Genomic DNA, 12,658 nt, shown 5'->3' on the forward strand with positions numbered 1-12,658 from the left:
GCCCGTTAGCCCGTGGTTGAACTGCGGGCTTCACGTTCCTCTACTTTTAGCTTCAAGGCATCTTTGGCGACCGACACTCGGACATCGCCGCCGTTGGTGAGCTTACCAAACAAGATCTCATTGGCTAATGGCTTTTTCAGGTGCTCCTGAATCACTCGAGCCATAGGTCGTGCCCCCATCGCTTTATCGTAGCCTTTTTCAGCGAGCCATAGATACGCTGCTTCATCAAGCTCTAAGCTTACCTGTTTGCGATCAAGCTGTGCCTGCAGCTCGGTAACGAACTTATCAACGACCTGCGCTATCACCTCAGGGCTTAGGTGATTAAACCACACCAGACCGTCTAAGCGGTTACGAAACTCCGGGCTAAAGGTACGGTTGATCTCGACCATCGCGTCCGGTGCATGATCTTGTTGTTTAAAGCCAATCGACTGCCGCACCGTTTCTTGCACCCCTGCGTTTGTGGTCATGACTAAAATCACGTTCCGAAAATCGGCTTTGCGGCCGTTATTGTCGGTGAGCGTGCCGTGGTCCATCACTTGCAGCAGAATATTGTAGATATCACTGTGCGCTTTCTCAATTTCATCAAGCAACACCACCGAGTGTGGATGTTTGATCACAGCCTCGGTTAGCAAGCCACCTTGCTCATAGCCGACGTATCCTGGCGGTGCACCAATCAGACGACTGACGGCATGGCGTTCCATGTACTCGGACATGTCGAAACGCTGGAACTCAATCCCTAAGGCCTTCGCTAATTGCTGCGTCACTTCGGTTTTACCGACCCCCGTTGGTCCGGCAAACAAGAACGAGCCAATTGGTTTGTGTTCATCATTTAAGCCTGAGCGCGACAACCGAATGGCGGCTGTCAACTGGTCAATGGCTTGGTCTTGCCCAAACACTACCAATTTGAGGTTGCGGTCCATCTGTTTAAGGATCTGTTGATCAGAGCGAGACACGCTCTGTTCAGGGATGCGCGCAATTTTCGAAATGATCTGTTCGATGTCGCCAACGCCCACGGTCTTTTTCCGGCGCGATGGCGCTAATAAACGCTGCCCAGCACCCGCTTCATCAATCACATCGATCGCTTTGTCTGGCAAGTGCCGCTCGTTAATGTAACGCGCTGACAGCTCGGCCGCGGCACGAATGGCATTCTGGGTATAACGAATACCATGATGCTCTTCATAGCGTTCTTTTAACCCCATTAAGATCTTAGTGGTGTCATCCACAGTGGGCTCGTTAATATCAATTTTCTGAAAACGTCGCACCAAGGCCCGGTCTTTTTCAAAAATGTTCTTAAACTCACTGTAGGTGGTTGAGCCGATACACTTGAGCTCACCACTACTTAGCAATGGCTTAAGTAAGTTCGAAGCGTCTAACACCCCACCACTGGCTGCACCCGCGCCGACAATGGTATGAATTTCATCAATAAACAAAATTGCGTTGTCGTGAGCTTGTACTTCTTTCAATAATTGTTTGAAGCGTTTTTCGAAATCACCGCGGTATTTGGTACCCGCAAGTAGACTCCCCATATCGAGGGAAAATAAGGTCGCTTCTTTCATCACATCAGGCACATCATCATGCACAATGCGATAGGCTAGGCCCTCAGCAATTGCGGTTTTGCCGACCCCAGCTTCACCAACCAGTAACGGGTTATTCTTGCGGCGCCGACACAGTACTTGAATGGCTCGCTCAAGTTCAGCATCTCGGCCAATGAGCGGATCAATTAAGCCAAGCCGAGCGCGTGCGTTAAGGTTGGTACAAAAACGCTTTAAGTAACTCTGCTGTTCCTCACTGCTACTATCGTGTGCATCACTCTCATCGCCCTCGGGGCGTATCACAGGTTCATCAACTTTCGACAACCCGTGAGAAAGGAAATGCACAAGATCAAGGCGCGTCACATCATGTTTGTTAAGTAAAAATACGGCATGAGATTCTTGCTCACTGAAGATAGCCACCAGCACGTTGGCGCCGGTCACTTCGCTATTTCCCGACGACTGCACATGAAACACCGCGCGTTGTAAAACACGCTGAAAACCTAAGGTCGGCTGGGTATCACTTTCAGAGGTTTCGGTATCAAAGGTTGGCGTACTTCGGTCAATATACGCCAACAGCTCTTGTTTAAGCTTGGTAAACTCCAACCCGCAAGCACGCAGTGCTTCGGCGGCTTCAGGGTTATCAAGTAGCGCCAACAACAAATGTTCCACCGTCATCAGCTCATGACGCCGATCCCGGGCGATGCGAAACGCATCGTTTAAGGTAATTTCTAACGCTTTATTTAGCATGTAAGCACTCCTCGACTACGCCAGACAACTACGCATCAACTTGATTAAGCTTTTTCCATGGTACACAGCAACGGATGCTCGTGTTCACGTGCGTACTGGTTAACTTGCACTACTTTGGTCTCCGCTACTTCCGCAGAATAGACCCCACACACTGCTTGGCCCTTATAATGAATCGTAAGCATCGTATCTGTCGCTCGCTCTTGATCCATTCTAAAAAATTTAATCAGCACCTCAATCACGAAGTCCATTGGGGTGTAGTCGTCATTATTGACGACGACCTTATACATGGGCGGTGGCTGCAGCTTTTGCTTCTCGCGTTCGCGATCGTGCACTGCGCCCTGCTGATGTTGGTCCATACTACTCATAACGTCTCATTACCTATATATAGCCACAAATCTAGGATTTCGCTCACCCTAATTTAAATAATGGGTTCGATTGCCTATTAAATAATCAAATTTCGACTTGACTCTGTACAGAACTCACCTAGAGTAAAACATGGCGTTAACAATCGGCTTTTTCAATGGCTCTGTTGCTAGCGTCATTCTAACAATAACTAAATAGTAAATGCAGAATAAAGGAAGTAGAAGTATGGCAACCGGTAAAGTGAAATGGTTCAATAACTCCAAAGGTTTTGGTTTTATTGAAGCAGAGGATCGTGAAGGTGATATCTTCGCGCATTACTCAACGATTGAAATGGAAGGCTATCGCACCTTAAAAGCAGGACAAGACGTTGAGTTTCAACTCGAGGAAGGTCCTAAAGGTTTGCACGCAACGAATATAACACCTGTGCAAGGCTAAGCGTCTGCCTAAGGTGACTAAAACGCCAGCAACTGCTGGCGTTTTTTATGTCTTCTACTTACGCTAAAACCACATTAACTATCAATACCGAAATAACGGCGCAGTTGATCTCGTAAGTTAGGAGGCGTGCCGTGAATCGTTAACTTATCGCTATGCGGATCATACTCGACGCGCTCACTCAATAAATCTTGATCGAACGCGACACTCAAACCACCGCCTTGACCCTGAAACTTCACTAGTTTGCGTAACGTCGTTCGATCAGTTGGGAACTCATCAACTAACGCGCGCTCTTCTTGGCTTTGATTGAAGTCAGCGAAGCTCCGTTCGCGCGGCATGCTATCGTGCAATTGTTCAGACAAGTCTTTGACACGCACGGGCTCGCCTTGTTGCCATTGGTTGTCACAGATCTCGTACACAGACTTGCGAAGTTGGCGCGCTTCATCCGCTTCTAATTGCTCTTCCTGAGCATAGCGCGACACACTTTCAATCAACTGCTGCGACTGTTTCTTCGGGTTTAAGCCTTCGGCACACCCAAGAAAATCGAGGAAAAAGTCAGAAACTTTACGCCCTGCTCGCCCTTTAATGAATGAGATAAAGGTGGTTGAGTCAGGCTCTTCATGCCATTCGGTTAAATTAATGGATGCTGCGAGCTGTACCTTGGAGATCGCTAACTGAGATGAGCGGTCTACGCTTAAGTCGGCAGCAATAGTGACACCGTCTTGGCTTGGCAAAAACGCCACAACTAAAAAGTCTTGGCCGCGTTCACTGTAAGCTGCAATGAGCAAAAACCCAGGCTCAAGAATGCCATAGTGCTGCAACTGCTGATGTAGCAATTTGGCCGCTTGTTGCGAGAAGTCGACAAACTCAACGCGCTGTTGCCGCCACCCTTCGAGTAGTTCGGGGAAATCACTCTTGAGGGTTGCTTCTTGCTCGTCGTCAGCGGTTAAAAAGCGGGCGTAACCTTTACTTGGCTTCGCTTGATACACGTCGGTTAACTCTTCAAGTAACAATCCCACTTCGTCGTTAATTGCCAGAGTACTTGGCGCCACTCTTAAGCCAATTTGCCCATCATTGGTGTAAAACTGGTGAATAATGCTGTGCTGAACGTCTGCTTGCATGGTGCTATTACTGTCCTTCTGCAATCCCTGTGGTAAGATTGCGCTCATTCTAACATGAGAGGAAAAATTTCGATGCCAATCGTTTCAAAATATGCCGTCGAACAACAAGAGAAGCTACTTAATGACGTTCTTGAAACGCTGCAAAGTGAAGAAACCCCGGTTGATTTAGCACTGATGACCTTAGGCAACGCCGTCACGCACATCATCGCCGAGCATTACTCACCTGAACAAGCGCATCAAGTTGCTGAACAATTTGGTAAAGTACTGCTACAATCGTTAGGAAAGTCGGCATAAATAAGTGCCTAACAACCAAGTAAGGTCACTATGAAACAACGGAGACAGCGTCGCGATAAAATAGCTCGACTGATCAGTTGGGGGCACTGGTTTACCTTTTTCAATATTCTCATTGCCCTAGCTGTCGGTACGCTTTACATCGAGGCTGCAAAGACACCAGACACCTTCTTCGGTGGCATCTACATGATGCTGAGTTGGCTCGGACACTTTGCATTTTTACCCTTTATTGTTTTTATCATTCTGATATTTCCATTTTGCCTTATTATTCCCTACTCGCGCTTCCTGCGCGGTATCGCGACCTTAGTGGCCTCGTTTGGGCTTATCGCATTAGTGGCCGACGCTTTGTTCTTTCGCCAGTATGGCTATCACCTCAATAGTTACTCCTTGTCGCAACTCGCACTCGATGCCGAATCGACCTTTGCCGGTGCTAGCTTTGTACTGTTATTAAGTATGTTGCTGATCTTTGTGATCTTGCTGGTGTTCGAACTGGCGGTCGCGAACTTATGCTGGAAACGTCTCGACCGCTTACGCGCGCATCACTGGGGTGCGTCTTTTAGCGCAGTGTTCGTATTTTGCTTTTTCACCAGTCACAGTATTCATATCTGGGCCGATGCGGTGTTTTACACGCCCATAACCCAGCAAGACGACCTGTTTCCAGTGTCGTACCCAACCACCGCCCGTACCTTAATGAGCAAACAAGGCTGGCTGACCGAAGAACGCTTGCAAGCCACCGATCGTCTACTTCGTGAAACCTCAAGTATCGAACTGAACTATCCGGCCCGTGCGTTGATGTGTTCACGCCAAGCTCAGCAAGACAATACTCTGGTTGTGGTGTTTAATCATCTTACTGAGGCACAACAGCAGTTGCTCGAGCAACAGTTACCACAACTTCAGCGTTATGCTCACCCTGTGCTCGGCCAAACCAGTACTCAAGCCGGCTGGTTCGAAGTTCTTTATGGGCTCGCCGACATCTATGCGCCACCTATCTTTGCGGCTGAGCAAGCGCCAGCCTATTGGCAACAGTTAAGCGACTACCAAGTGCGTTTCAACGTACAAGGTGATGCCGCTGCATTTGGGCTACCCGACTTTCTACAGGCACCTACAGCACAAAGCTATCGTAATACTATCGAGGTGGTACTGAGCACCCACACCGATGCCGAATTACTGGCCCGTATCGAGCAAGCTTTAGCGGCTGACACGCAAGTGCTCATCACCGCCATCACCCCTAATGCAGAGCTCGATCACGACGCTGAAAACTATGCGATTGACCGTTTACAGGTACCGCTTTATTACTCTCAATCGATGCAATTAGCAGCTCAGGATGTGGTGCTGCTCACGGACTTAATGCCAACAGTCGTCACTAATTACATGCATTGCTCTGATGGCGTCCGTGCTTATGCGACCGGTAAAAACATTGCCAACGAAGGCGAGCGTCGCTTCCCTGTTCTAACAAGCTTTGGCCGCGATATTGTGGTGTACGATCGCAACGTCACGTCGATCATAGATGCCGATGGCAGCATGCGTTCATTTGATAACACCAGCTATGAAGCGCGGCCTAATGTGTCACCGGCGACCCCAGTTTTGGTGGATGGCTTGAAGCACCTGCAACGCTTTAGCGGTGCATCTGACGAATAAATCAGCAATCGCACGTATTGCAAGCTCGCAGTACTTGAGTAATTGCTAAAAACCAGTAATATAACGCCCTCGGTCGGCGTGTGGCGCAGCTTGGTAGCGCACTGTCATGGGGTGTCAGGGGTCGGAGGTTCAAATCCTCTCACGCCGACCAATAAAACAAGAAAAAGCGGCTTACGGTAATTTCTACCGCAGCCGCTTTTTTTATTCCTTACGCCCAAAACCTGCCTAGCGCACTAAAGTTCCTGAATGTACGCCGCTAGTTCTTTGGTAATCACGGCTTTATTTGTATCGGGCTGGTCCTCTAAGATTGGCGTCAAAAGCTTGGCGATGGGGCGAAATTGTTCGCGTGACAAGCGGTGCTCTTTTGCAACGGTGACCGCATCGGTTGCGGCATGGCCACGGTGGCTCAGCTGCTCGAGCAAATACAATTGTCGTCCGGCCAGCGTTGCTAACGTACTTTGGTCAACACCGAGCTGCCGATGACCTTGCCAACGTTGTTTTAGTTTATCGCCAAAATGGCGCCAGCTTTGATAAAGTCCTCCAGCCGCCGCTCCAACTGCAGTGCCCAAACCTAAGCTCATACCGCCAACTAAAAGATCAACCCCAGCGCCTGCAGCGGCCCCGGCGCCAAGCCCAAAGCCAGTGTCTTTGCTCCAGACTTTTAAGGTGTCACTGGCAAATAAGTCATCGTGCCACTGACCTGATGTCATATCCATCAGCTCAAATACGGCGTCGTCTGGTAAAAAGGCAAACCGCGTGAGTAGGTCTTGTACAGCCCTATGCTCACGCTGGCGGACCTGGTCACGCAGGCTATCCAACTCATTGGCAAGCTCTTGCTCTGATAACTCGACCGGAACTCGCCGACGCAAATTGGCGATATCCGTAAGCATCTCGGCAATGATGAACACCGCCTGCTGTCGACGTTTTTCTCGTTGCTGCTGATGCTCTTGAATCAACTGTTCAAGCGTGTCCTTTGCACTTGGCAGAACCACCGCCAAACTTTGTAGCAGCTGTCGCTCGCCGCCTTCGGGAGGGCTCACGGTATCGAACGCTACCACAGCATGAAGGTTTAATTTGGCCAGTGCGGCTTGCCATTCACTTTCACGGTTATTGGCTGCTTGGGTAAAATTAAGTACGGGCAATAAAGGCTTACCGCAGCGTGCCAGCACGTGAAGTTCATCTTGATATTTTGGTAACACTGGGTCGCGACAATCAATCACATAAAATGCCGCGTCTGAATGCAGTAGCTGGCGCAGTACTTTCGCTTCTTGTGCCAAGGTTGTTTGAGCTTGCGAACTTTGCAAAAAAGCGTCGATTTGCGCCGGGCCATCATGCCTGAAGTTTGGTTCGAGTACCTCTATCTCGGCATAAAGGTCTGAGCCAGATTCTAATCCTGGCGTGTCAAAGAATTTCATGACTGGTGTCGAGTTAAGCCACACGCCCTGTTCCAATACATCACGTGTGGTACTGGGGCGCTGATCAACATCACCAAAGTCACGGCTTTGTAGCAGCGTTCGGAGCAACGATGTCTTGCCTGCATTGGTATGCCCGACCACAGCAATAGCTAACATGGCATTAGAGAGTGACATGAGGTACTCCATGGGAATCAAGTAAACGTTGCCACTGCTGCAAATAGGTTGAACCATCGCTGCAAACAAGTTGCACAGAAAGCTCTACCGTGCCCTGAGCAATGGCGGCTAACAAGGCCATACTTGCGCGATCTGGAGTTAGGTTTGCAGCGACGCGTACGTCAACGTGCTGTCGTGGGTTGGCTTTCAGTTCGGCAACAAACTCTTGCTTACGCGCACGACTATCGAGTACCCCAACATAATCATGGGGTGGTTCGGCCTGCCACTTATCATTGGCTTCGTAGTCGAGACTTGCACTGCGAGTGCCTTTGCCTTGAGCAGCATAGCTAAAGCTCAATTGCTCGCTGGTATTGCCTTGATCAGCATCGACTACCTTGGGTTGTTGATGCTGTTTTTGTAGCAGCTGTAAAATCGCAAAGTGTCCTGCTTTACTGGTATCAAGTTGCATTTGCCGACGTCGCAGCTCTAGCCATAGCCAGCTAAAAATCATAAGTAGCGCGCGTGGCAGTACTGCATAGATCAATACACAGGTCGCCAACCAGCGACCAGCGAGGTTGGCAAAGCTAGCGTCGGTGAGGGTTTCGTTGGGCAAAGGTACTTGCGAATTCAGGAACAGGCTTGGCAAACTATTCAGTTGCTCGGCAATCGTCACTAATTGGGGTGCGCTCAAGATGGTCGTCGCCCAATGAAACTGGTAGTCGTTAAAACTCAAGTAAAATAGCAAGGTTAACCAGCTACTAAGGCTTATCAAAAACCAGAAACCGTGTGAGGTAAGCGCAATGAATGGCTTCAGCAAGCCGTGGTCATACACATTCTGTAACCAAGCCTGACGGAGGCCTTCCGCGCGTTCATCAGAGCTGAACTTACGACGAAACCAGCCCGACACACTGAAACCCAGCGCCGCAATACCACGAGGCTTACTGGCTTTAAAGTGCGTGACTAACCACACCAGTAACATCACGGCATTAGGTAACAATAATAGAATAAGGGCAAACAACAGAGACAAGGGTTGAGGTTGCGACAATACAGCTTGGCTTGCCAAACTACCGAGCACTAGCGCCACCAGAACGAAGCACAAGGTTATTAGGCGCAAGTGTTGGCGCCATGCGGCAAGGCTAGCAGCCACACCGCTATGCTTGGCGATAGTCGTTGCGCGAGTTAACAGCTGTTGGCTTGGGCTTTGTTGTGGATCAAGTTGGCGCAGGTCAAACGCTTGTACTTGCTTTGGCAAGTCGGTTTGATCCTGTTGTCGCTGATATTCAGCTAACCAGAATTGTTCAAATCGAGAAAAAACCAAGGAACCCTTCCCTGCCCGGTAATGGAAGGTTAAAGATACTGGAGCGACGTGACCAGGTAAAGGGGCTTTTACCTTCAGTTACAAGCGGGTGCGCTCTTGGCAGTTGGCCGTCTGTAGTTTTGAATCAACCGCAACATAGTGTCCTTGAGGGCATTCGAGGCTTAACTTACTAGGGTCTCGTTCACTTGCTCTGCGTTTAAGTTCACCGGCAAACTTACCTAAATCCATCTCTGGCAGCATGTGCGCGCCGAACCCACCATAGTAATACTGGTAAAATGCAGCAGCAAATATTGTTAAAATCAATAGTTTGCGCATTTTCTGTAGGCTCCACTCAAAAACTAAGGTATGCGCATTGTTGCCGCATACCTCTTTACTCTACTGGCTGCACCATAAAAAAACATTATTTTATCGGTAAATTTTTGGTAAAGATCAATCTCTACCCATCGTCGGCAACTTTAACAGCCGTACCATAAACCAACAGCTCGGCCGCCCCTTGAGCCAACATCGACGTCGAAAATCGAGTTGCCACGATAGCATCGGCGCCTAAGGCCCTTGCTTCGTCAACCATGCGGTCGAGTACCTGCTCCCGACTTTCGGCCATTAGCTTAGTGTAATCATTAATTTCCCCACCAATAATATTTCGTAGACCCGCCAAAAAATCTCGGCCAATATGCCGCGCACGAATGGTATTTCCACGCACTAGGCCGCAGGTTTCGGTGATCGTTTTACCCGGTAAGGTTTCGGTGGTCACAATTGGAATATGTTTCATAGCTGTACCTTCTTATAGTTATCTGTTTTTGCGGCGATAAAGCGTTGTCGTGCAACATAAATAAAGAGTATGAGTAACCCCATACCAATACTCCCTATTGATAGCTTAACCCAGCTTGGCAACTGCTCATCCGCTAAGATTTGATAGCTTACATACCCTACCAGTGGCAACACACCCAGCAGCATAAGAAGCCAGCCGATAACGTGCCACATTCCCTCTTTCGTCGACTCAGCCGCACTTGGTGGCATCGTGGACGCTGGGCGCCCTTGTCGCAGTTGCTTCTGCATCTGCTCAAGTTCTTGATACGTCTTTTTGCATCGGTCACAGCTTTTTAGATGATGTTGTAAATGTTGGCTTTGTTGCTGAGTCAGCTCATCATCTAGCGCGCCACTAATAAGTGGTTGCAAACGTTTGCAGTCTGTTTCATTTTGGCTCATTAGATTTCTCCTGCTGCCAACGATTAAACGCATTCCTAAGTGCCACTCGGGCTTTATGTAGACGAGACATCACTGTTCCTTCAGGGATCTCAACAATAGCCGCAATTTCTTTATAACTGCACTCATTGAGCTCTCGCAAAATAATTAAGTCACGCAATTCGAAAGGTAGCGCAGCTAAAGCGCTATATGCGCCGCTAACGGTTTGCGCAGAGACTGTCGTCGGCGTTTCAGCCCCAGCTAAACTCTCAAGTGCTTGTGCATCAATAAACTTGCGCTGACTTCGGAGTTGATCGATGCAACGGTTACGTACAACTTTGAGGTACCATGTTCGTACTCGTTCAGGCGCCGGGAAGTCGCTAACCTTTAGAGCTTTTTCAGTGGCGTCTTGTACAACATCCGCGGCATTCTGTGGGCACATCAAAAGCTGTTGAGCAAGCATCAGTGCACTTGCGTAATGCGCATTAATTAAGCCCATTCGGCTGGTAACAACCGCGTCTGCGTGCATCTATCTCTCTCCCCTGCTAAACGCCTCTACTTATATAAGACGAACCATGTCGGCCTTCTATTCTGTTTTTTTACACAATGCTTTTCTGGTTTGACTCGCGAGCTACTTATTCAGCTATAAAACCGCCTGATTGTCGTGCCCACAAACTAGCGTAAAGACCTTTATTTTTTAGCAATTCTTCATGAGTTCCTTGTTCGACAATGCGACCTTTATCCATCACCACCAGTCGATCCATTGCGGCAATGGTCGACAGACGATGTGCAATCGCGATAACGGTTTTGCCTTGCATGAGTCGGTAAAGGTTATCTTGAATTGCTGCCTCAACTTCCGAGTCAAGCGCCGAGGTTGCCTCATCAAGAATCAACAACGGCGCGTCTTTGAGCATTACCCGTGCAATAGCAATGCGCTGCCGCTGGCCGCCTGAGAGCTTCACGCCGCGTTCGCCAACGTGGGCATCATAGCCGGTCCGACCGGCTGCGTCCTCGAGATCGGCAATAAATTCTGTTGCCGAAGCCTGTGCCGCTGCTTGTTCAATCATGGCATCACTTGCATCCGGCCGACCATAGGAAATATTCCCACGCACCGAGCGATGCAACAACGAAGTGTCTTGGGTCACCATGGCGATTTGTGCGCGTAAGCTATCTTGCGTTACCTGCTTAATGTCTTGCCCATCAATTTTGATACAACCGGAATTAAGCTCATAGAAGCGCAGTAACAAGTTAACTAAGGTTGATTTACCCGCCCCTGAACGCCCAACTAAACCGATTTTTTCGCCGGCTTTGATGGTTAAATTAAAATCAGTCAATACTGGCTTATCATCTGAGTAGTGGAAGTTCGCATGGTCAAATTCTACGCTGCCTTCGTTCACCGCTAACGGCCTGGCGTGCACTGCATCCTGAATGACTTGCGGAACCGAGATGGTCTTAATACCATCTTTCACCGTGCCAATGTTCTCAAACAGTGCCGACACCTCCCACATGATCCACTGACTCATTCCCCAAAGGCGCAATACTAGACTTAAAGCCACGGCAATGGCGCCGACGCTGATCAATGTCCCAAGCCATAACCAAATCGCAATGGCGGCAACGCTAAACAGTAGCAATGAATTCAGCAAATAAAGACAGGTATAGAGCTTGGTTACTAAGCGCATTTGCTGGTGAACAGCGTCAAGAAAGGTCGTCATACCCTCTTTGGCAAACGCACTTTCACGTTGTGAATGTGAAAACAACTTCACTGTTTGAATATTCGTGTAGCTATCAACGATACGGCCGGTCATCACCGAGCGAGCATCCGCTTGGCGGGTGGCGACCTTACCTAGCTTGGGCACAAAGTATCGTAGTAGCAAAATGTAGCAGCCTAACCAAGCTAATAACGGCAAAGCTAAGCGCCAATCAGCACTAGCAACAATAACCAGAGTACCAATAAAATAAATACCTACGTAGTTCAGTACATCAAAAAGTTTGATCACTGCTTCACGCACGGCAAGGGCTGTCTGCATCACCTTAGTCGCAATACGTCCGGCAAACTCGTCTTGATAGAACACCATCGACTGCTGCAACAAATAGTTATGTACCAGCCAACGTATGCGCATCGGATAGTTACCTAATAACGACTGAAAGGTAACCAACGAATGAACCACCACCAAAGCTGGAAGTAGTATCAGCACCACTGCGGCCATCCCAATGAGGTAACCAAGCTGATCATCGAGCAAGGTTTCACGGTTTTGTTCGCTAAGCCAATCAACGATGTTGCCGATAAAACTAAACAACCATACTTCGGTGATCGCAATAGCCATCATTAATAGGCCGGCCATAAAAATATAGCCCCACGCGCCTTGACTGTAGTGGCGACAGAAGGCAATTAAGCCGGTCGGCGGTTGCTTATCGCTCGGCGGCGGGAATGGATGGAGTCGACGTTCAAACCAACGAAACATAAAG

13 protein-coding genes and 1 tRNA gene are annotated in these 12,658 nt (G+C 48.9%); 4 read left to right on the plus strand and 10 right to left on the minus strand.

The genetic code is table 11. The features are described 5' to 3' along the window. Window positions 1-5: 5 nt before the first annotated feature. Both clpA and clpS read right to left on the minus strand, forming a co-directional pair. The gene (gene clpA / locus PSI9734_RS02940) at window positions 6-2,279 is read right to left on the minus strand and encodes an ATP-dependent Clp protease ATP-binding subunit ClpA (protein ID WP_173919606.1); all 2,274 of its coding nucleotides are present in this window, start codon (window positions 2,277-2,279) and stop codon (window positions 6-8) included. Window positions 2,280-2,323: 44 nt separating this feature from the next. Next, window positions 2,324-2,635, minus strand: a complete 312-nt coding sequence (gene clpS / locus PSI9734_RS02945; protein WP_173919970.1) for an ATP-dependent Clp protease adapter ClpS — start codon at window positions 2,633-2,635, stop codon at window positions 2,324-2,326. 232 nt (window positions 2,636-2,867) lie between these two features. Between clpS and cspD the strand changes: the two genes are divergently transcribed. Next, entirely contained in the window at window positions 2,868-3,077 is a 210-nt protein-coding gene (cspD, locus tag PSI9734_RS02950; RefSeq protein WP_173919607.1) for a cold shock domain-containing protein CspD, read from the plus strand. A 74-nt stretch (window positions 3,078-3,151) separates the two neighbouring features. Here the strand turns inward: cspD and yejK are convergent, their stop codons facing one another. Further along, window positions 3,152-4,195 carry a nucleoid-associated protein YejK gene (yejK, locus tag PSI9734_RS02955; protein ID WP_173919608.1) on the minus strand — a complete coding sequence of 348 codons (1,044 nt, stop codon included), beginning with the start codon at window positions 4,193-4,195 and terminating at the stop codon, window positions 3,152-3,154. Between the two features lie 72 nt (window positions 4,196-4,267). Between yejK and PSI9734_RS02960 the strand changes: the two genes are divergently transcribed. The 3 genes from PSI9734_RS02960 to PSI9734_RS02970 all read left to right on the plus strand — a co-directional run bounded on the left by PSI9734_RS02960 (window position 4,268) and on the right by PSI9734_RS02970 (window position 6,275). Next, complete coding sequence (locus tag PSI9734_RS02960) at window positions 4,268-4,489, plus strand: YejL family protein (protein ID WP_173919609.1); 222 nt, start codon at window positions 4,268-4,270, stop codon at window positions 4,487-4,489. A 30-nt stretch (window positions 4,490-4,519) separates the two neighbouring features. Further along, entirely contained in the window at window positions 4,520-6,124 is a 1,605-nt protein-coding gene (locus tag PSI9734_RS02965) for a DUF3413 domain-containing protein (RefSeq protein ID WP_173919610.1), read from the plus strand. Between the two features lie 74 nt (window positions 6,125-6,198). Continuing rightward, a tRNA-Pro gene (locus tag PSI9734_RS02970) sits at window positions 6,199-6,275 on the plus strand. 82 nt (window positions 6,276-6,357) lie between these two features. Here the strand turns inward: PSI9734_RS02970 and PSI9734_RS02975 are convergent. The 7 genes from PSI9734_RS02975 to PSI9734_RS03005 all read right to left on the minus strand — a co-directional run bounded on the left by PSI9734_RS02975 (window position 6,358) and on the right by PSI9734_RS03005 (window position 12,654). Next, on the minus strand, window positions 6,358-7,713 hold the full coding sequence (locus tag PSI9734_RS02975) for a GTPase/DUF3482 domain-containing protein (protein ID WP_173919611.1): 1,356 nt from the start codon (window positions 7,711-7,713) through the stop codon (window positions 6,358-6,360). Then, window positions 7,700-9,010 carry a DUF2868 domain-containing protein gene (locus tag PSI9734_RS02980; RefSeq protein WP_173919612.1) on the minus strand — a complete coding sequence of 437 codons (1,311 nt, stop codon included), beginning with the start codon at window positions 9,008-9,010 and terminating at the stop codon, window positions 7,700-7,702. Before PSI9734_RS02980 ends, PSI9734_RS02975 begins: the two co-directional genes overlap by 14 nt. A 78-nt stretch (window positions 9,011-9,088) precedes the next feature. After that, window positions 9,089-9,325 (minus strand): hypothetical protein, encoded by a 237-nt coding sequence (locus PSI9734_RS02985; protein ID WP_173919613.1) that lies wholly within the window; start codon window positions 9,323-9,325, stop codon window positions 9,089-9,091. A 121-nt stretch (window positions 9,326-9,446) separates the two neighbouring features. Then, on the minus strand, window positions 9,447-9,779 hold the full coding sequence (locus PSI9734_RS02990; RefSeq protein WP_173919614.1) for a YbjQ family protein: 333 nt from the start codon (window positions 9,777-9,779) through the stop codon (window positions 9,447-9,449). After that, on the minus strand, window positions 9,776-10,216 hold the full coding sequence (locus tag PSI9734_RS02995) for a zf-HC2 domain-containing protein (RefSeq protein ID WP_173919615.1): 441 nt from the start codon (window positions 10,214-10,216) through the stop codon (window positions 9,776-9,778). The genes PSI9734_RS02990 and PSI9734_RS02995 overlap by 4 nt, the downstream gene beginning before the upstream one ends. Next, the gene (locus PSI9734_RS03000; protein ID WP_173919616.1) at window positions 10,203-10,721 is read right to left on the minus strand and encodes an RNA polymerase sigma factor; all 519 of its coding nucleotides are present in this window, start codon (window positions 10,719-10,721) and stop codon (window positions 10,203-10,205) included. The genes PSI9734_RS02995 and PSI9734_RS03000 overlap by 14 nt, the downstream gene beginning before the upstream one ends. 106 nt (window positions 10,722-10,827) lie before the next feature. Beyond that, window positions 10,828-12,654, minus strand: a complete 1,827-nt coding sequence (locus PSI9734_RS03005) for an ABC transporter ATP-binding protein (protein ID WP_173919617.1) — start codon at window positions 12,652-12,654, stop codon at window positions 10,828-10,830. Window positions 12,655-12,658: the final 4 nt, after the last annotated feature.

The sequence above is a fragment of the Pseudidiomarina piscicola genome (genome assembly GCF_902806985.1).
In the GTDB taxonomy this organism is placed as follows: domain Bacteria; phylum Pseudomonadota; class Gammaproteobacteria; order Enterobacterales; family Alteromonadaceae; genus Pseudidiomarina; species Pseudidiomarina piscicola.

Excerpts from the sequence above, each read along its gene's own strand:
- PSI9734_RS02960 (WP_173919609.1), top strand. The coding sequence starts at position 4,268 with ATGCCAATCGTTTCAAAATATGCCGTCGAACAACAAGAGAAGCTACTT.
- PSI9734_RS02995 (WP_173919615.1), bottom strand. The coding sequence starts at position 10,216 with ATGAGCCAAAATGAAACAGACTGCAAACGTTTGCAACCACTTATTAGT.
- PSI9734_RS02985 (WP_173919613.1), bottom strand. The coding sequence starts at position 9,325 with ATGCGCAAACTATTGATTTTAACAATATTTGCTGCTGCATTTTACCAG.
- PSI9734_RS03000 (WP_173919616.1), bottom strand. The coding sequence starts at position 10,721 with ATGCACGCAGACGCGGTTGTTACCAGCCGAATGGGCTTAATTAATGCG.
- PSI9734_RS02990 (WP_173919614.1), bottom strand. The coding sequence starts at position 9,779 with ATGAAACATATTCCAATTGTGACCACCGAAACCTTACCGGGTAAAACG.
- cspD (WP_173919607.1), top strand. The coding sequence starts at position 2,868 with ATGGCAACCGGTAAAGTGAAATGGTTCAATAACTCCAAAGGTTTTGGT.
- clpS (WP_173919970.1), bottom strand. The coding sequence starts at position 2,635 with ATGGACCAACATCAGCAGGGCGCAGTGCACGATCGCGAACGCGAGAAG.
- PSI9734_RS02975 (WP_173919611.1), bottom strand. The coding sequence starts at position 7,713 with ATGTCACTCTCTAATGCCATGTTAGCTATTGCTGTGGTCGGGCATACC.
- PSI9734_RS02965 (WP_173919610.1), top strand. The coding sequence starts at position 4,520 with ATGAAACAACGGAGACAGCGTCGCGATAAAATAGCTCGACTGATCAGT.
- clpA (WP_173919606.1), bottom strand. The coding sequence starts at position 2,279 with ATGCTAAATAAAGCGTTAGAAATTACCTTAAACGATGCGTTTCGCATC.
- yejK (WP_173919608.1), bottom strand. The coding sequence starts at position 4,195 with ATGCAAGCAGACGTTCAGCACAGCATTATTCACCAGTTTTACACCAAT.
- PSI9734_RS03005 (WP_173919617.1), bottom strand. The coding sequence starts at position 12,654 with ATGTTTCGTTGGTTTGAACGTCGACTCCATCCATTCCCGCCGCCGAGC.